General features: G+C 62.4%; 15 protein-coding genes. 3 read left to right on the plus strand and 12 right to left on the minus strand.

Going from position 1 to position 17,496, the window contains the following annotated elements; translation table 11 throughout:
* Nucleotides 1-41: 41 nt before the first annotated feature.
* Both GTF44_RS02485 and GTF44_RS02490 read right to left on the minus strand, forming a co-directional pair.
* Nucleotides 42-2,570 (minus strand): ABC transporter permease, encoded by a 2,529-nt coding sequence (locus tag GTF44_RS02485; protein WP_171557269.1) that lies wholly within the window; start codon nucleotides 2,568-2,570, stop codon nucleotides 42-44.
* Nucleotides 2,567-3,262: an ABC transporter ATP-binding protein gene (locus GTF44_RS02490; RefSeq protein ID WP_171557271.1), complete on the minus strand. Its 696-nt coding sequence runs from the start codon at nucleotides 3,260-3,262 to the stop codon at nucleotides 2,567-2,569. Before GTF44_RS02490 ends, GTF44_RS02485 begins: the two co-directional genes overlap by 4 nt.
* Here GTF44_RS02490 and GTF44_RS02495 point away from each other — a divergent pair.
* The gene (locus GTF44_RS02495) at nucleotides 3,261-3,962 is read left to right on the plus strand and encodes an arylesterase (RefSeq protein ID WP_253261136.1); all 702 of its coding nucleotides are present in this window, start codon (nucleotides 3,261-3,263) and stop codon (nucleotides 3,960-3,962) included. The genes GTF44_RS02490 and GTF44_RS02495 overlap by 2 nt on opposite strands.
* Nucleotides 3,963-4,011: 49 nt before the next feature.
* On the opposite strand, the gene GTF44_RS02500 is transcribed toward GTF44_RS02495, so the two are convergent.
* On the minus strand, nucleotides 4,012-4,773 hold the full coding sequence (locus tag GTF44_RS02500) for a DeoR/GlpR family DNA-binding transcription regulator (RefSeq protein WP_171557273.1): 762 nt from the start codon (nucleotides 4,771-4,773) through the stop codon (nucleotides 4,012-4,014).
* Nucleotides 4,774-4,842: 69 nt separating this feature from the next.
* On the opposite strand from GTF44_RS02500, the gene glpD reads away from it, so the two are divergent.
* Entirely contained in the window at nucleotides 4,843-6,426 is a 1,584-nt protein-coding gene (gene glpD, locus GTF44_RS02505) for a glycerol-3-phosphate dehydrogenase (RefSeq protein WP_171557274.1), read from the plus strand.
* 52 nt (nucleotides 6,427-6,478) lie between these two features.
* Nucleotides 6,479-7,966: a glycerol kinase GlpK gene (glpK, locus tag GTF44_RS02510; RefSeq protein WP_171557276.1), complete on the plus strand. Its 1,488-nt coding sequence runs from the start codon at nucleotides 6,479-6,481 to the stop codon at nucleotides 7,964-7,966.
* Between the two features lie 192 nt (nucleotides 7,967-8,158).
* On the opposite strand, the gene GTF44_RS02515 is transcribed toward glpK, so the two are convergent.
* The 9 genes from GTF44_RS02515 to GTF44_RS02555 all read right to left on the minus strand — a co-directional run bounded on the left by GTF44_RS02515 (nucleotide 8,159) and on the right by GTF44_RS02555 (nucleotide 17,483).
* The gene (locus GTF44_RS02515; RefSeq protein ID WP_171557278.1) at nucleotides 8,159-10,249 is read right to left on the minus strand and encodes a PQQ-dependent dehydrogenase, methanol/ethanol family; all 2,091 of its coding nucleotides are present in this window, start codon (nucleotides 10,247-10,249) and stop codon (nucleotides 8,159-8,161) included.
* A 65-nt stretch (nucleotides 10,250-10,314) separates the two neighbouring features.
* Nucleotides 10,315-12,051 carry an AMP-binding protein gene (locus GTF44_RS02520; RefSeq protein WP_171557280.1) on the minus strand — a complete coding sequence of 579 codons (1,737 nt, stop codon included), beginning with the start codon at nucleotides 12,049-12,051 and terminating at the stop codon, nucleotides 10,315-10,317.
* Between the two features lie 98 nt (nucleotides 12,052-12,149).
* Entirely contained in the window at nucleotides 12,150-13,088 is a 939-nt protein-coding gene (locus GTF44_RS02525) for a helix-turn-helix domain-containing protein (protein ID WP_145212483.1), read from the minus strand.
* A 192-nt stretch (nucleotides 13,089-13,280) separates the two neighbouring features.
* Nucleotides 13,281-13,628 carry a trimethylamine methyltransferase family protein gene (locus GTF44_RS02530; RefSeq protein WP_171564038.1) on the minus strand — a complete coding sequence of 116 codons (348 nt, stop codon included), beginning with the start codon at nucleotides 13,626-13,628 and terminating at the stop codon, nucleotides 13,281-13,283.
* Entirely contained in the window at nucleotides 13,571-14,200 is a 630-nt protein-coding gene (gene maiA, locus GTF44_RS02535; protein ID WP_171557283.1) for a maleylacetoacetate isomerase, read from the minus strand. The genes GTF44_RS02530 and maiA overlap by 58 nt, the downstream gene beginning before the upstream one ends.
* Nucleotides 14,197-14,379: a DUF2783 domain-containing protein gene (locus GTF44_RS02540; RefSeq protein ID WP_171557285.1), complete on the minus strand. Its 183-nt coding sequence runs from the start codon at nucleotides 14,377-14,379 to the stop codon at nucleotides 14,197-14,199. The genes maiA and GTF44_RS02540 overlap by 4 nt, the downstream gene beginning before the upstream one ends.
* Nucleotides 14,380-14,383: 4 nt before the next feature.
* Nucleotides 14,384-16,012 carry an FAD-dependent oxidoreductase gene (locus GTF44_RS02545; protein ID WP_171558563.1) on the minus strand — a complete coding sequence of 543 codons (1,629 nt, stop codon included), beginning with the start codon at nucleotides 16,010-16,012 and terminating at the stop codon, nucleotides 14,384-14,386.
* A complete protein-coding gene (locus GTF44_RS02550) occupies nucleotides 16,012-16,536 on the minus strand; it encodes a DinB family protein (protein ID WP_171557287.1) in 525 nt (174 codons plus the stop codon). The genes GTF44_RS02545 and GTF44_RS02550 overlap by 1 nt, the downstream gene beginning before the upstream one ends.
* A complete protein-coding gene (locus tag GTF44_RS02555) occupies nucleotides 16,533-17,483 on the minus strand; it encodes an MBL fold metallo-hydrolase (protein ID WP_171557289.1) in 951 nt (316 codons plus the stop codon). Before GTF44_RS02555 ends, GTF44_RS02550 begins: the two co-directional genes overlap by 4 nt.
* Nucleotides 17,484-17,496 lie beyond the last annotated feature (13 nt).

Below are 17,496 nucleotides of genomic sequence, written 5' to 3' on the forward strand. Positions count from 1 at the left end.
AGGTGCGCTTTTCGAGGGTGCTTGGCAAGAGGGCGTGGCGGTTATTCGCGCGCGCGCAGAACCCGCGCGGGCCGGGCCGCCAAGGGGCGGAGCGCAAAGGCAAGCCCCGCCAGAAGCGTGGCGAGGGCACCGCCGAGGATGATAGCGAGCGCGGAGACGGGCTCAAACTCATAGCTGGTTTCCATCACGAAAGTCATGATGGCCCATCCGCCAAGTGCGCCTGCGATAATCGCAACGCCCCCGGCCGCGGCCCCAAGGAGGCCGGAGCGGAGCGCGAAACTGGCTAAGATACGGCGGCGTGACGCGCCCACGGTTTTGAGAACGGCGGCCTCGAAGACCCGGCCCCGTTCGCCCGCTGCAGCCGCCCCGATCAACACAATGAAACCGGTGAGAAGCGTCGCGCCAGCGCCGTATGAGGTGGCGGCGGCGAGGCCGGAGAGCGCGTCGGCCACCCGTTCCAATGCGTCACGCATCCGAATTGCGGTGATATTGGGTGCAGCGGAGGCCACATCGCGGAGAATCTGCGCCTCGGCGCTCTCTTCAGCATAGACGGTCGCGATATGGGTATGCGGCGCCCCAGCCAGCGCGTTTTGGGACATGGTCAGGATGAAGCCGATGCCCGCATTGGAGAAATCCACTTCTCGGAGGGCGGCGATCTCGGCGGTGATATCGCGGCCAAGGATATTGACGGTGATCTCATCGCCAACTGTCAGGCCGATTTCTTGCGCTTCCTCGGCGGCGAAGGCCACAAGTGGCGGGCCCGCGTAATCGTCGGGCCACCAGGACCCCGCCACGACCTCGGAGGCGGGCGGCGCGGTGGTCAGATAGGTCACACCGCGGTCGCCTTGTAGGACCCAGTGATCGGCCGCGACCTCTTGCGCGGGCACGCCATTGATCCGGGTGATGAGGCCGCGCAGCATGGGCGCTGTGTCAACACGGCTGACCTCGGGGTCATTTTCGACGCGCTCAAGGAAGCCAGGCAACTGATCGTTCTGGATGTCGACGAAGAAGTAAGACGGGGCCACATCTGGTAGATCGCGTTCGATGGCGTTCCTGAGATTGCTGTCGATTTGGCCAACGGCGGCGAGCACGGTGAGGCCGAGGCCGAGGGAGAGGACGACGGACGTCGCCTCCGATCCAGGTCCACCGACCGAGCCAAGCGCCAGGCGGAGGGCGGTCCTGCCGCGCATGCCACGAGATCGGGCAAGGCGGCGGGACAGGGCGCGGACAGCCAGAGCCGCGAGAGCCAGGAGGAGCAGGGCGGCCAGGATACCGCCAACGGTGTAGAAGGCCAGGATAGGGATGCCGGAGAGCCAAGCGGCCAGGCCGACGAGCGCGGCGACAAGACCGCCGGTAAGGATCAGAAAGATCGGGCGGGGCAGGGTGCGGGATTTGCCGGTCACGTCGCGGAACAGGGCGGCGGCGCGGACTTGTTCGGTCCGCGCGAGAGGCCAGAGCGTGAAGATCAGCGCGGTGAGCAGGCCGTAAATCGCAGCCTCGGCCAGCGGGGCGGGATGGATGCCAAAAGCAGCCGGGATCGGGAGTTGTGCCTCGATCAATGGGGCAAACGCCAGCGGTGCCAGCGCGCCGAGCGCCAGGCCGAGCACGATACCGAGCGCGGTCAGAAGGCCGATTTGCAGGAAATACGCGGCAAAGATCGTGCGCCCCTCGGCCCCAAGCGTCTTCAACGTTGCGATGGTGGCGATTTTGCCATCGAGATAGGCGCGGATCGCGGCGGAAACGCCGACCCCGCCGACGGCCAACCCGGCCAGACCCACGAGGACCAAAAACGCCCCCATCCGGGCGATGAACTGCTGAATGCCCGGCGCGCCATTGCGGCTGTCACGCCAGCGCAGGCCGGTATCGCGGAACGCGGCCAGCGCATTGTCTTCCAGCGCCTGCAAATTGGCAGCTTCGGGCAGACGGAGCCGATATTGGCTGTCATAGAGCGTGCCGGGTTGCAGCAGGCCGGAACTGGCCAAGCCGTCAAGGCCGACAATGCTGCGCGGGCCCAGGCCAAAGCCGCCGGACGCGCCATCGGGTTCGACTTCCAAGATTGCGGTCAGGCGGAAATCTTGCGTGCCAAGCCGGAAGGTATCGCCTGGGCTAAGACCCAAGCGGTCAGCGAGCACCTGCTGCATGACGCCTCCGGGCAAGCCGTCGTGCAGGGCCAGCGCCTCTGTGATCGGGATGTCCGGGGTCAGTTCCACCGCGCCGTAGAGCGGGTAGAGATCGTCGACACCGCGCACCTGGGTCAGGCCACGTTCGGGCCCCGTTTCACCCTCGACAACGGCCATGGAGCGGAAATCGACCGTCTCGGAGATGGCGGTTGCATTGGCTTCCATCCAAGCCCGTTCGGCTTCGGTCGCGAAACGGTAGGTGAAAGACATCTCGGCGTCGCCGCCCAAGATGACCGCGCCCTCACGGGCAAGCCCGTCTTGGATCGAGACCCGGACAGAGCCGACGGCGGCAATCGCGGCCACGCCCAATGCCAAACACGCCAGGAAAATACGGAAGCCCCGCAACCCGCCCCGGAGCTCACGCCGGGCAATGCGGATGGCGACGCTCATTCGGCGGCGTCCTGCGCGGTTTCGGGCTCGATCCGACCATCCCGGAGGCGGATCACCCGATCGCAACGCGCGGCCAGATCAGGCGCATGGGTCACAAGGATCAATGTCGCGCCATGGCGATCACGCAGGCCAAAGAGCAGATCCATGATCGCGGCCCCATTGGTCTCGTCGAGATTGCCGGTGGGCTCGTCGGCCAGAAGGATGTCGGGCCGCGGCGCGGCGGCGCGAGCCAGCGCCACGCGTTGCTGCTCGCCTCCAGACATCTGGCTTGGGTAGTGATGGAGGCGATCAGCCAGGCCGACAGCGGCCAGCTCGGCTTCGGCGCGCTCAAACGCATCGCGGTGACCGGCCAGTTCGAGCGGGGTTGCCACATTTTCCAACGCTGTCATGGTCGGAATGAGGTGGAAGGATTGGAAGACCACGCCCATATGTTCCCGGCGGAAACGGGCGAGCGCGTCTTCGTTCATCACCGTCAGGTCATGGCCAAGCGCTGTGACCGATCCGCCGGTGGCCTGTTCCAGTCCGCCCATGAGCATGAGGAGAGACGATTTGCCTGAGCCTGACGGCCCCACCAACCCCACGGTTTCGCCCCTGGCGATATCGAGCGTGATCCCGTGCAGGATCTCGACCCGCCCGGCATTGCCGTCCAGCGCCAATTTGGTCGCGGTGAGGGAGAGGATCGGCTCTGCCATGTCTAAACGCCTTAGTTCAATTCGCTCCCTGGCATATGGGGCGCGGATGCGGTTGAGCAAGGTTGTTTTTGCCGGGTTTTTAGCAGGCCTGGCCTCGGGCGCGATGGCCGAAGAGGTCACTTTGGTGGCTTTGGGCGACAGTCTGACCCAAGGCTTCGGCCTGGTCGAGGCGGACGGATTTGTGCCGCAGCTTGAGGCGTGGCTGATCGCGCAGGGGCATGACGTGCGGGTGATCAATGCGGGCGTGTCGGGCGATACAACGGCGGGTGGGTTGGCCCGTGTGGCCTGGACGCTGACGCCCGAAGTCGATGCGATGATCGTGGCATTGGGCGGAAATGACCTGCTGCGCGGGATCGACCCTGCGGTGTCGCGGGCCAATCTGGATGGGATTTTGCGCGAGGCAGAGGCGCAGTCGCTGGAGGTTTTGTTGGTCGGTCTCCAGGCGCCGGGGAATTACGGGCCGGAGTATCAAGCGGCCTTCGATGCGATGTATCCAGAGCTCGCGGAGACCTATGGCGCGCTGCATGTGGAGAGTTTTCTCGGCGGCTTGGAGGCGACCGTTGTGGACGGCGATACGGGCGCATTGGGCCGGTATATGCAAGATGATGGCATCCATCCGAACGCTGAGGGCGTGGCGCTGATCGTGGCGGCTCTCGGGCCGGCGGTAGAGCGGCTGATCGCCCGCGTGGAGGCAGAGTAGTCTTCGGAATTCATGGACGTCCGGGCGCGAAACGTGCGTTTTCGGCTCTTCACATCGCGAGTGTGATTTCCGTCTCCGCGTCGCGGCAGAGTCGGGTGAGAGCCGTAGGCGGCGGCGTATCTGTCACCCAATGGTCCAACTCGGTGAGCGAGGCGATGCGCACCGGGGCTTTTCGGGCGAGCTTGCCGTGATCGGCCACCAGCATCGCGCTGCGGGCCTGATCAAGGATCGCGCGCGCGACACGAACTTCCGACAGGTCGAAATCGAGCAAATCGCCTGAGGCATCGAGGGCTGAGCCGCCAATGACCGCCAAGTCGACCTTGAACTGCCGGATGGTCTGCACCGCCAGATCGCCGACCAAGCCGCCATCCGCGCGCCGGAGCGTGCCGCCGGTCAGGATGACCTCGGCGGTCGGGTTCGGAGCAAGGATTTGCGCCACATTCATATTGTTGGTGACAATCATGAGGTTCGCATGGTCGCGTAAGGCGCGGGCGACCGCCTCTGTGGTGGTGCCGATATTGAGGAAAAGCGAGGCCCCATTCGGGATCAGCGCTGCCGCAGCTTGACCAATCGCTTCCTTGGCCTCGGCATTCAGGCGACGGCGATCCTCATAGCCGATATTGGTCACGCCCGAGGGCAGGACCGCGCCACCATGGATCCGGTCAAGCACACCAGCCTCACACATCTCGGTCAGATCGCGACGGATCGTCTGCACCGTCACCGCGAAATCATCGGCAAGGCCGTCGACCATCACGCGCCCCTGCGCGCGGGCGAGAGAGAGAATGTCGGCTTGGCGGGGGCTGAGCGGCATGCGTGAACTTTCGTTTTTCTCCGTATAGCGAATAAAAACGAACATGAAAATTGACAAAACGAACATCGGATGAGATCACGAGATGATCTCAGACAGGAGCGAGTCGTGACCCAGCCCTATGACCTGTTTATCATCGGCGGCGGCATCAACGGCTGCGGCATTGCGCGGGATGCGGCGGGCCGTGGCTTGAGCGTTTGCTTGGCCGAGAAGTTTGATTTGGCGGGCGCAACCTCCAGCGCCTCGACCAAGCTGTTTCACGGTGGGTTGCGCTATCTGGAGTATTTCGAAGTTGGGTTAGTGCGCAAAGCGCTGATCGAGCGGGAAACCCTGCTCCGCGCGATGCCGCATATCTCTTGGCCGATGCGCTTTGTGTTGCCGCTCTCAAAAGACATGCGGTTTGACACTGACACGCCGACCTCGCGGCTTTTGTCGATCACGATGCCCTGGATGAAAGGGCGGCGACCCGATTGGCTGATCCGGATGGGGCTGTTCCTCTATGACCATCTGGGGGGGCGGAAGATCTTGCCTGGGACCAGCACGTTGGACTTGGTCGGCAGCCCGGAAGGTGCGCCGCTGCAGGACCGGTTCCACAAGGCCTTCGAGTATTCCGACTGTTGGGTCGAAGACGCGCGCCTTGTCGTGTTGAACGCCCGCGATGCCGAAGCGCGCGGCGCGCGGATCATGACTCGCACCGAGGTGGTGAGCGCCGAGCGGGTGGACGGCCTCTGGCAGGTGACCGTCAAGCGCGGCGACGAGACCGAGGTGATCACGGCCCGCGGTTTGGTGAATGCGGGCGGGCCCTGGGTGGCCGATATCGTGCAGAATGTGGCGCGAGTGAACAGCTCCGAAGGGGTGCGGCTGGTCCGCGGCAGTCATATCGTGACCCGGCGGCTTTTCGATCATGACAAATGCTATTTCTTTCAGGGAACCGATGGGCGGATCATTTTCGCGATCCCGTATGAGACGGATTTCACGCTTATCGGGACCACGGATGCGGAGCATGATGGCGACCCGACCGCGCCGGTCTGCACTCCGGAAGAAACCGCCTATCTCTGCCGATCCGCGTCGGAGTATTTCCGGCAGCCGGTGCGGGTCGAGGATGTGGTTTGGACGTATTCCGGCGTGCGCCCGCTTTATGATGATGGCGCGAAATCGGCCACGGCGGCAACGCGGGATTATGTGCTCTCGCTGGATGACGCGGGCGCACCGATGCTGAACGTGTTTGGCGGCAAGATCACGACCTATCGAAAATTGGCCGAGGCGGCTTTGGCGAAACTGGCACCGCATTTCCCGAAAGCGACAGGGAACTGGACGGCGGGGGTGGCCCTGCCCGGCGGGGATTTCCCGGTTGATGGGTTTAATGATCTTGTAGAAGATTTGCGGACCCAATTTTCGTTTCTGACGCCGCAATGGGCGCGCCGCCTGGCGCGGGCCTACGGGACCGAAGCGGCGGAGATGCTGGGGGATGCCACCAAGATCGAGGATCTGGGGCAGATGTTTGGTGCCGATCTGAGCGAAGCGGAAGTGCGCTGGTTGATGACCCGCGAATATGCGGTAGAGGCGGCGGATGTGATCTGGCGCCGCTCGAAACTGGGCCTCAGGATGAGCGCCGAAGAGATCGGGGCGCTGGAGGCCTTCATGGCGGCCGAATGACTTGCGGGGCCGGGCGGCCGCGATACGATCATGAAAGATAAGGGAGGGCGCAATGACCCATGTTCTGGCCATTGATCAGGGGACCACATCCAGCCGGGCGATCATTTTCGACGGGGCTTTGCGGCCGATCGCCAGCGCCCAGGAGGAATTCACCCAGCACTTCCCCACCTCGGGTTGGGTCGAACATGATCCGGCGGACATTTGGGTGACCACGGCAAGGACCTGTCGCGAAGCGATTGAACGCGCGGGTCTTGGACCCGAGGATATCGCCGCGATCGGCATCACAAATCAGCGCGAAACCGTTGTGGTTTGGGACCGCGAGACCGGGCAGCCGGTTCACAACGCGATTGTTTGGCAGGATCGACGGACCTCTGAGATGTGCGCGCGGCTGAAGGCCGAGGGGCATGAGGCGATGGTGCAGCATAAGACCGGGTTGCTGCTGGACCCCTATTTTTCGGGCACCAAGTTGGCCTGGCTCTTGGAGAACGTCGATGGTGTCCGGGAGAAGGCCGAGGCTGGAAAACTGGCCTTTGGGACGGTGGACAGCTTCCTGATCTGGAAGCTGACCGGTGGTGCCGCCCATGTCACCGATGCGACCAATGCGGCGCGAACACTCTTATATAACATTCGCGACGGGGCATGGGATGCGGAGATTTGCGAACTCTTGCGCATCCCGATGTCGATGTTGCCGGAGGTGAAGGATAGCGGCGCAGAATTTGGGATGACGCGCGCCGATCTTTTTGGAAAGCCGCTGCCGATTTTGGGCGTCGCGGGGGATCAACAGGCCGCGACGTTGGGGCAGGCTTGCTTCCAGCCGGGGATGTTGAAATCCACCTATGGAACCGGGTGTTTCGCGCTTCTGAATACGGGTGAGACGTTGGTCGAAAGCCAGAACCGGATGCTGGGCACGATCGCCTATCAGTTTGATGGCAAGCCAACTTATGCGTTGGAAGGTTCGATCTTCATTGCTGGGGCTGTGGTGCAATGGCTGCGCGATGGGCTGAAGATCATCCGCGACGCTTCGGAGAGCCAGGGCTTGGCGGAAGCCGCCGATGCGGAGCAGGAACTGTATCTTGTGCCCGCCTTTGTGGGGTTGGGCGCGCCCTATTGGGACCCTGAATGCCGGGGGGCGATTTACGGCCTGACGCGTGGATCCGGCCCGGCGGAGTTTGCCCGCGCGGCCCTGGAGAGTGTTGGGTTTCAGACGCGGGACCTGTGGGAGGCGATGCGCGCCGATTGGCAGGGCGCTGGCGGCGAGAATGTGCTGCGCGTTGATGGCGGGATGAGCGCGTCGGATTGGACGATGCAGTTTCTGGCCGACATTTTGGGCGCGCCGGTGGACCGACCGAAAGTGCTGGAGACAACCGCGTTGGGCGCGGCTTGGGTCGCGGGGATGCGGGCCGGGATTTATCCCGATCAACAGGGGTTCGCGGCGACCTGGGCGCTGGATCGTCAGTTTGAACCGGCGATGTCGACGGAGGTGCGAGAGGCGCGCTATGCCGGATGGAAAGACGCGGTGGCGCGGACCTTGAGCCGGTAGAGCGGGCCGCATCAGCTCAAGCCCCCTATCGGGAGCCATCGCCGCTGCGGGCGTGGCCTTTGGGCCACTTGGGCGTTTGCCGTAGGCGTCGAGATCGAGCCATGAATGCAGATATGTTTGGTCGGCTCGCCGTCAGGTTTCGGTGCCTTGGTGCGGCCCCACCCGCGTTTGCTGGGAGGGGCCTATTGCAGCTTACTGCGGGCGGACCGCGTCCGCCGTGCCTTGGATAAAGGCGACCAGGCGGGTGACATCCTCCTCGCTCAGACGCTCCGCGAAGCTCGGCATGCCGTTGTCCACGCCGATCCCATCCAAGATCCAGGCATTAGCATTCATCAGCACATCCGGCGTGGAATAGCCCAGATTGGGAATTGCGCCGCCATTGTTGACGCCGGGCACGCCGTGGCAGAATAGGCAATTGGAGACATAGATCGCCAACCCTTCGCCCACATGATCCGGGTCATAGGGCACGCCAGAGACCAATTCGAGCCGGGAGGACAGTTCCGCCTCGGGCATCGGTTGATTGGCCCCGACTCGGAAGGTGAAGACGCGCCCCGCGCCGACCCGATCTGTGGCACGCTGCATCAGGCCATAGACCCCGCCCCAACCAACGGCGATGGTGACATACTGCTGCCCGTCATGTTCCCAGGTGTTGGGGGCCGCGACCACGCCGGAGGTGACGGGCACTTGCCAAAGCGCCTCGCCGGTTGTGGCATCATAGGCGATGAAGCGGCCATCGGCGGTGCCTTGGAAGACCAGATTGCCCGCCGTGGTCAGCGTGCCGCCATTCCAGGGGCTGACATATTCCGCGCGCCAGACCTCGTGTTGTGCAACCGGATCCCAGGCCAGGAGATGGCCGAACGGGGTCGCCTCCGGCGCCACGACATTGAAGAGATAGCCGAGGTTCCAGCCGACACCCGACATGGTGGACATCGGTTGATGGCTGTTGAGCGCCCAATTCGGGTCGGTCGATTGCACCAGCGGCACACCTTGGGCCGGGATATAGACCAGCCCGGTGTCTGGGTTGTAGCTCATCGGATGCCAGTTATGGGCGCCATAGGCCGACGGGACGGTCTCAAACGGCTCGTCGCGCGACCGTGCGGCCGGGTTTTCAATCGGGCGGCCGTTCTCATCATAGGCGGTGGCCCAAGTGGTCTCCACAAACGGCTCGGCGGAGATGAACTCTCCATTTGCTCGGTCGATCACATAGAAGAACCCATTCTTCGGCGCCTGCATGAGGATTTGCCGCATCTCGCCGTCGATCTCCAGATCGGCCAAGATGATATGCTGCGTCGAGGTGTAATCCCACGTGTCGCCCGGCGTGTTCTGATAATGCCAGACATATTCACCCGTATCCGGGTTCAGCGCGACGATGGAAGCCAGGAACAGGTTGTCGCCGCCGGCGGGGCTGCGCAGATGCTGGTTCCACGGGCTGCCATTGCCGGTGCCGACATAGAGCAAGTTCAGATCCGGGTCATAAGCCATCGCATCCCAAATCGTGCCGCCGCCGCCCGCAAGCCAATACTCGGCCGAGGGGTCCCAGGTCTCCGCGGCCATCTCCATCGCAGCGTTTTCGTAAGGAAGGGTGGGGTCGCCAGGGACGACGTACCAGCGCCAACTCATCTCGCCGGTCGCCGCATCGAAGGCCGAGATATAGCCGCGCACGCCAAACTCCGCCCCACCATTGCCGATCAAGACATTGCCGTTGATCACCCGGGGCGCACCGGTGATCGTGTACGACATTTCGCGGTTTTCGATTGTATCGGTGACCCAGACCCGTTCCCCGGTCGCAGCATCAATCGCGTGCAGATAGCCGTCAAAGGCGCCGACAAAGACCATGCCGTCATAAACCGCAACGCCGCGGTTCACCACGTCGCAACAACCGCGTTCCCCGAAATCGCCGGGCACTTCGGGGTCATAGACCCAGAGCTGCTCGCCGGTGACCGCGTCGAGCGCGTGGACGATGGACCAGGACGCGGTGACATACATCACGCCATCCACGACGATAGGTGTCGATTGCACACCCCGGTCGGAGTTGAGGTTGTAGGACCATTCCAAGCCGAGCTCACCAACGTTATCGGTGGTGATCGCGTCGAGTTGCGAATAGCGGGTTTCGGCGTAGTTCAGGCCGTAGTTCAGCCAGTTCCGGTCATGAGCGTCATTGGCAATGATCGCGTCTGTATCAATTGCGCCGACCGCCGCGCGGATCTCATCTTGGGTGATGGTCTGTGCCTGGACGGCCCCCGCCACCAAGGCAGCGCAGGCCGCCCCTAACAGATGTCTCATCTTGGTCCTCCCTTAGGTCCTTCTTGATCTTCTGTGCCGTCAGTCCCTTCGTCTGTGTCGCCGCTTCACGCGGTCTTTTCGATATCGATGCCCAGTTCCTCGACCATGGCGTCTCGCATGACGAATTTCTGCGGTTTGCCGGTCACGGTCATCGGCAGTTCGGATTTGAAACGCACCAGGGCGGGCACTTTGAAATGCGCGATCTGATCGCGGCAGAATTGTCGGATGGCGTCTTCGGTCGGTGTGGCGCCGGGTTTCGGCACGATCCAGGCGGCGACGATCTCGCCGTATTTGTGGTCGGGAACGCCAAAAACCTGAACTTGGCTGACATCAGGGTGGGTGTAGAGGAATTCCTCAATCTCGCGCGGATAGACGTTCTCACCGCCACGCACGATCATGTCTTTCACCCGTCCGGTGATGTTGCAATACCCCTCGGCGTCAATTGTGGCGAGATCGCCAGTATGCATCCAACCTTCGGGATCAATGGCCTCGGCTGTGCGTTTCGGCTCATCCCAATACCCTCGCATCACGGAATAGCCGCGGGTCATCAACTCGCCTTGCTCCGTCACATCGGCGATGGAGCCATCTTCACGCGCGATCTTCACCTCCAGATGTGGCTGTATCCGCCCGACTGAGCCGACCCGTTTGTCGAGCGGCGTATCGGTGTCGGATTGGAAGGAGACGGGCGAGGTCTCGGTCATGCCATAGGCGATAGTCACCTCAGACATATGCATGTCCCGTTGGACCTGTTTCATCACCTCGATGGGGCAGGGCGCGCCGGCCATGATACCGGTGCGCAGGCTTGAGAGGTCGAACTCCCCAAAGCGGTCATGCTCCAACATCCCGACAAACATCGTCGGGACGGCATAAAGCGCGGTGCAGCGCTCTTCCGCGACGGTTTCGAGCGTATCGATCGGGTCGAACCCCTCGCCGGGGACGATCATGGCCGCGCCTTTGGTGACACAGCCAAGCGTGCCCATCACCATGCCGAAACAGTGGTAGAACGGGACCGGAATACAGAGCCGGTCCACCTCTGAGAACTTCATTGCCGCGGTCACGAAATGGGCGTTGTTGACGATGTTGCGATGCGTCAGCGTCGCGCCTTTCGGCATGCCGGTCGTGCCAGAGGTGAACTGAATATTCACCGGGTCATGGCGGTCGAGCGTCGCCGTGATGGCGTCGAGATCGGCCGTCGGGACATCTACACCTTTCGCTTCAATCTCAGGAAAGCTGAAGCACCCCGGATGCGGCGCGTCGCCCATGACAATGACGTGCCGGAGGTCGGGCAAGCTGGCGGAGTGTAGATCACCGGGCGCGTCTTCGTTCAGCTCTGGTGCAACGACGCGCAGCATGGCGAGGTATTCCGACGACTTAAACCGCTCAGGCAGGATCAGCGCGGTGCATCCGGTTTTCGCCAGCGCGAACTCCAGTTCGTGCAGGCGATAGGCCGGGTTGATATTCACCAAGATCACCCCGATCCGGGCGGTGGCGAATTGCGCCAGCAGCCATTCATAGCGGTTGGGGGCCCAGACACCGCAACGGTCGCCTTTTGCCAGGCCCAACCGCATTAGCCCGCCGGCCAGCGCGTCGACTCGGGCCGCGAACTCCGCCCAGGTCCAGCGGATGCCCTGGGCACGAAACACAACCGCTTCTTGCGCGCCAAAGCGTGCCACGGTGTCGGCCAGAAGCGCCGGGATGGTCAACTCGATCAACGGTTCGTCCGTGGGTCCGGCCACATGAGCGACTCCCTGGGGCGTGATGCCCAAAGCCGCCTTTTCAGCAGGCGCGATGCCTTCTGTCATTCTGTCCTCCCTTAGGTCTGGTGATCGCGAGCATGTGCGAGACAGACCTCCGCTTGGGCACCTATCGTGCCGCGCGGAAAATCCGGAGTCTCGGCATTTTACGCCATATGCGGCGGCGCCTCATGGTGGCGGCGGTGGTAGTCGCGCGGGCTCATGCCAAAGCGGGCGCGAAAGCCACGGTTGAAATTCGACAGGTCCTGAAACCCGGCGCGATAGGCGATGTCGGAGATCCGGCCATGCACATGGGGCAAATGGTTCAGATGCTCGGTGACAAATCGGTAACGTTTGGATCGGACCAAATCGATGAAGCTGGTGCCTTGGGCCTGGAACAGGCGTTGGATCTGGCGTTCGGACTGACCAAGCTGCGCCGCGAGCCAGGGCAGGGAGAGGTAATCGGCGGTCAGATGGGTGTCGATCAGATCCAGCGCCAGTTCATAGCGATCGGCGGCATTGCTCAACTCGATCCCCGCCAACCCATCTTCGGGGCGCGAGAAAGCCAAGTGGATCATATCGAAGAGCAATGTGGCGTTGCCCTGCCGGTCGCCCGCGCCGTTTTCATTAAAGAAGCGGAAGAAATGTTTGGTCAGCATCGCGTTGACCGGATTGCCCGCGTCCAGCCGTTCTCCGATCCGCACACCCGGGCGGCGCTCGCTCAGAAAGCTTTGGCGCGGCAAGTGGACGGACATCAAGCGGCTACTGTCTTCGGCCATGTGCAAGACGCCCTCTTTGGTGCTGTCGAGCAGCAGGCAATCGCCAGGCGTCAGGCGCGATTGGCTCTCATTGTGATCGACGGCCAGCGTGCCGGTCATCTCGATCACAAAGAAGATATATTCGTTCTCGTCGCGCCGAATGCCCGCACGATCCCGCTCAATCTTGGCGACATTGCCCCAGACATCGGCCACATCCAGATGGTCGAATCCATGTACCCCGATCTGGCCTTTGACGGCCCGTTGTCCGCGTTGCGGGACACCGTCATAGGCGCCGCAAATCGCGTGCAAATCTTCATACCATTGATCGAATGGTGTCTCCCGGAGCATCGGGGGTCCTCCCTTTGGGCCAAACCGATCTTTGCCGGTGTTTGGCCCCAAAGAGTATGCAGACAGGCTTTCGCTGCGTAAAGCCCCCGGCGGTTAGAGCTCCGCCCCGGCCCGGGATTCTGATCAGCGCAGGCCCGCTACCAACGCGCATTTGGGCGATATCCAAATGTTTGTGCGCCTGGCTCATTGTGCTTAGTTGAGCGGTGCCTTCGAGATTGTGTTGATGGCTCTTATCGGTCGCTGCCGTGTTGGTTTTGCCGCAGGGGTTGAAGGCCTCAGCGCCGAGGCCAAACACCTCGGGCATCTCAGGAATCCTGGCACAGAGCATCTCGCCTTGGCCCTGGTTTTACCCCAATCCTGTTGCGCAATGTCATCGCGAAACTGCGCGCCAACGTTTCCGAGGACATGCATCGAGGCTGCGTTGATCCGCACAACCTGTTCCGGACCCATGCGCGCGATCGGCGGCAAGCGATGCTTGAGTGTTAGCTGGCTGTGACCGCTTCGGGCGTCGCGGCGGCAAACGCGGGATGTGTGGCGCAAGCAGCCTCAATGCTTTTGATGCGCGTGCAATCGCTGTAATCCGCGCCCCACCGATTGGCGTTGTAAAGCTGCGGGATCAGGCAGAGATCGGGCAGGCTCGGATGATCGCCAATCGCGAAGGGTGTTTGCTCAAACTCCGCCAGGAGAGTTTCAAAAGCGCGCAGCCCTGGGCGGATGAAATGCTGCATCCAGTTGGTGCGCGCAGGCTCTTCGCCGCCCGTGGCATGGGTCACGACGGAGAGGTTGCAGACCGGGTGCAAATCGACCGCGATGACATAGGCGAGGGCTTGGACCTTGGCCCGTATCGCGGGGTCTTTCGGCAGAAACCCCAGCTCACGCGTCGTGTCGAGATAGTCGATAATGGCGAGGGACTGGGTGAAGCTCTGCCCATCGATCTCAAGCACGGGAACCAAGCCTTGCGGGTTTCGCGCCAGATGGTCAGTCGCCTTATGATCTTTTTCTAGAAGATTGACCTGAACCGCGCGGTAAGGGATGCCCGCGAGGTTTAGCGCGATCCGCACCCGGTAGCTGGCCGAAGAATTGGGATAATCGTAGAGGACGGTCTCCCTCATTTGGCGGCTTTAAGCGCGGCCGAGATCACGGCGCGATCCCCGATATGATTGCAGAGGATCAAGATCAGCCGGGCGTTCAGCGCATCGCTTTCCGCTTTGCTGAGCCCGTCATGGGCGCTCAAAAGCTCCTGATAGAACCCGTCTTGATCCGGGATGTTGGCGGCGGTGTTCAAGCTCATAGGCTCACTCCTGTCCAATCGCGCGGCGAAGGGCGGTGCGGGTTGCACCCTCATCGAACGCGGCCCAACGCGCGACGACGTGGTGATCGGGGCGGATCAGATAGACCGCGCTTTGCGTGTCGCCCAGATAACGTTCTGCGAGGGCGCCAGTTGCGTCGTCTTCTGCACCGAGGGCGAGGCGGGTGATCGGAATCTGCGCCTCGGTAAGGTCATCCGGGGCCTCAGCATCTATCGTGAGAAGGCTGAACCCTTGCCCAAGCATGTTGAGCAGGAATTGACTGCCCAAAGGCGCGTCCACGCAAGGTGCGCCGGGGCGGGTGCGCCCGGGGCCACCCGGCAGGTTGTCGTCGCCGGTGAGCGAGAGGCCATCATAGGTGCAGGGCACCGAAAGCCGCCCGGAATTGACCAACGGGCGTGCGAAGGGATGGTCATGGGCGAGATGCAGGACGGCATTGCGGAACAGCGCGCTGATCTCGGTTTTGGGCGTGATGAAATCGGTCGCACGGGTGGAGTTCAGGATGTTTTCATCTGCGCCATGGACCCGCTCTTCGGAATAGGTGTCGAGCAGACTGTCGGGGGCCAGGCCACGGATCACCAGATCGAGCTTCCAAGCGAGATTTTCGGCGTCCTGCATGCCAGAATTGGCCCCACGCGCCCCGAAGGGCGAGACCTGATGCGCGGCGTCGCCGGCGAACATCACCCGGCCATGACGAAACGCCTCCATCCGGCGGCATTGGAAGGTGTAGATTGAGGTCCATTCCAACTCATACTCTGCATCCGGCCCCAACATCGCATCGACCCGGGCGCGGATATTGGCCTCATCCAATTCTTTCTCGCGGTCGATATCCCAGCCCAGTTGGAAGTCGATCCGCCAGACATCATCGGGCTGTTTGTGGAGCAGGGCGGATTGGCCGGAGTCTTTGAAAGGGGGCTCAAACCAGAACCAGCGTTCGGTCGGAAAATCGGCGGTCATTTTCACATCGGCGATGAGGAAATTATCCTCAAACACCCGCCCCTCAAACCCGAACCCCATCATATCGCGGAGCGGCGACCGCGCACCGTCGCAAGCGATCAGCCAATCGGTTTCGATTTGGTAGGGACCGTCGGGCGTTTCGATGGAGAGCAGGATGTGGTCGTCCTTCTCCTCCAACGCCGTCACCCGGTTCCGGCCTCTGATCTCGATCGGCGTGCCTTTGGCCTGCTCGGCGCGGACATGATCGACCAGGAAGCGCTCGAAATACGGTTGTTGCAGGTTGATGAAAGCCGGGTTCTTGTGGCCGTCCTCCGGCTGGAGATTGAATTCGAACACCCGGTCCGCGCCATGGAACACCTTGCCGAGGTTCCAGACGACGCCTTTCTCCACCATGGCCTCGCCACAGCCGAGCCGGTCGGCAATCTCTAGACAACGCTGCGAAAAACAGATGGCGCGGGAGCCCTCGCCGATGCCCTCATGATCGTCGAGCACCAGAACGTGTTGCCCGCGTTGGCCAAGATCAAGGGCGGTGGCGACGCCGATTGGACCCGCGCCGACGATGATGATCGGGTGGCGAACGGGCACGCTTGCATCCTGGTCAGCGTGTTTCTCGTAAGGATAAAGCTCGAAGGCGAGGCGATAGCGGGGTTCCATATTCATCATTGACCCTCCCAATAAGGCGTCGCGGTCTCGACCCGGCCGAACTCCAGAAAGAAATCATCCAGCTGCGGCGGATCGATCCCGGCCTGGCTGAGCAGGCTATGGACCTGGCCGCGGTGGTGAACCTGGTGCTGGAAGAGATGCAGGAGCAGATAATCGCGGCGCTCGACCGTCGGTCCGTTCAGGCGTTCAACGGTTACGTCGTCATGCAGGCGCGCCTCGTCGAGGCCCGCGCAATGACGGATGAGCTGCGCGTCCGATTTGGCCTGAGCCGCGGCAAGCTCCGCCGGGTCCATGATATCGTCCCGATCGAAAACCGCGCGGCCTGCCCCGCCATTCGTCAGCGCGTCGATATAGAAGAGATCGACCTCATAGATGTGGTTCAACGTCCGCGGGATCGAGCCGAAGAAGCTCGGGTACGCGGCGGTATAGCCGTCCGCTGGCATCGCTGTCACCGCCGCATAGAGCGTGGCATTGGCCCAGGCGTTGTTCTGAGCTTGGCGAATGAATGGCTCCAGGCTCATCCTTGTAACGCCTCCCACATTTCTATGTCGCGTTGTGCCGTCCAGATGCGCGGTGTGTCGATGCCGCGCGCCTCGTCATAGGCGCGAGCGACATTAAACGGCAGGCAATGCTCATAAATCGCGTAATCGGCGAATTTCGGGTCACAGGCGGCGCGGACCGCATCCCAGGCTTCTTTCAGGCTGCCGCCGCGAGCGGCAACCTTCGCGGCGGGCGCATAGGTGCTGGCCACGAAATCGCGGGTGCTTTCGATGGCGCGCTCAACGGCGTCTTTACCAACCAGCGCATCGCCGCGACCCGGCGCAATCGCGTCCACATCGAAGCTCGCGATATTATCGAGCGTTGGACCCCATTCCCGGAAATGCCCGTCACCGCAATAGCAGGCGGAGTGGTCTTCCACGATATCCCCGGTGAACATCACGTTTTGGTCCGGCACATGGATCACGATATCCCCCGCCGTATGCGCCCGGCCCAGATGCATCAGATCGACCCGGCGGTTGCCGAGATAAACACTCATATCCTCGCTAAAGGTTGTCGTCGGATAGGTGAGGCCAGGGATGCTTTCATGCCCTTCGAACAAGCGGGGGAAGCGTTGAAACTCGCTATCCCAATCCTCTTGACCGCGTTCGACGACCATAGCGCGGGCCGCTTCGCCCATAATGATCTGATCGGCGTTATAGGCCGAGGCACCAAGCACGCGCACCGCGTGATAATGGGTCAGCACCAGGTGTGAGATCGGTTTGTCCGTCACCTCACGCACCTTTTCGATCACTTTTGCAGCCAGGCGCGGGGTCGCTTGCGCCTCGACGATCATGACGCTGTCGTCGCCGATGATGACGCCAGAGTTCGGGTCCCCCTCGGCGGTGAAGGCCCAAAGTCCGTCACCAACTTCGGTGAAGGAGATGGTCTTTTCCGTCATGTCGCCTTGGGAGGCAAAAGCTTTAGCCATGGTAAGGATTTCC

Source organism: Roseobacter sp. HKCCD6576-2 (genome assembly GCF_013179285.1).
GTDB lineage: Bacteria > Pseudomonadota > Alphaproteobacteria > Rhodobacterales > Rhodobacteraceae > Rhodophyticola > Rhodophyticola oceani.

What these genes read in the sequence shown, in the direction of transcription:
- glpD (WP_171557274.1), top strand. Translation starts at nt 4,843, where the DNA reads ATGAGATCACGAGATGATCTCAGACAGGAGCGAGTCGTGACCCAGCCC.
- GTF44_RS02485 (WP_171557269.1), bottom strand. Translation starts at nt 2,570, where the DNA reads ATGAGCGTCGCCATCCGCATTGCCCGGCGTGAGCTCCGGGGCGGGTTG.
- GTF44_RS02550 (WP_171557287.1), bottom strand. Translation starts at nt 16,536, where the DNA reads ATGAGCCTGGAGCCATTCATTCGCCAAGCTCAGAACAACGCCTGGGCC.
- GTF44_RS02500 (WP_171557273.1), bottom strand. Translation starts at nt 4,773, where the DNA reads ATGCCGCTCAGCCCCCGCCAAGCCGACATTCTCTCTCTCGCCCGCGCG.
- GTF44_RS02540 (WP_171557285.1), bottom strand. Translation starts at nt 14,379, where the DNA reads ATGAGCTTGAACACCGCCGCCAACATCCCGGATCAAGACGGGTTCTAT.
- GTF44_RS02495 (WP_253261136.1), top strand. Translation starts at nt 3,261, where the DNA reads ATGTCTAAACGCCTTAGTTCAATTCGCTCCCTGGCATATGGGGCGCGG.
- GTF44_RS02490 (WP_171557271.1), bottom strand. Translation starts at nt 3,262, where the DNA reads ATGGCAGAGCCGATCCTCTCCCTCACCGCGACCAAATTGGCGCTGGAC.
- GTF44_RS02520 (WP_171557280.1), bottom strand. Translation starts at nt 12,051, where the DNA reads ATGACAGAAGGCATCGCGCCTGCTGAAAAGGCGGCTTTGGGCATCACG.
- GTF44_RS02545 (WP_171558563.1), bottom strand. Translation starts at nt 16,012, where the DNA reads ATGAATATGGAACCCCGCTATCGCCTCGCCTTCGAGCTTTATCCTTAC.
- maiA (WP_171557283.1), bottom strand. Translation starts at nt 14,200, where the DNA reads ATGAGGGAGACCGTCCTCTACGATTATCCCAATTCTTCGGCCAGCTAC.
- GTF44_RS02555 (WP_171557289.1), bottom strand. Translation starts at nt 17,483, where the DNA reads ATGGCTAAAGCTTTTGCCTCCCAAGGCGACATGACGGAAAAGACCATC.
- glpK (WP_171557276.1), top strand. Translation starts at nt 6,479, where the DNA reads ATGACCCATGTTCTGGCCATTGATCAGGGGACCACATCCAGCCGGGCG.
- GTF44_RS02515 (WP_171557278.1), bottom strand. Translation starts at nt 10,249, where the DNA reads ATGAGACATCTGTTAGGGGCGGCCTGCGCTGCCTTGGTGGCGGGGGCC.
- GTF44_RS02525 (WP_145212483.1), bottom strand. Translation starts at nt 13,088, where the DNA reads ATGCTCCGGGAGACACCATTCGATCAATGGTATGAAGATTTGCACGCG.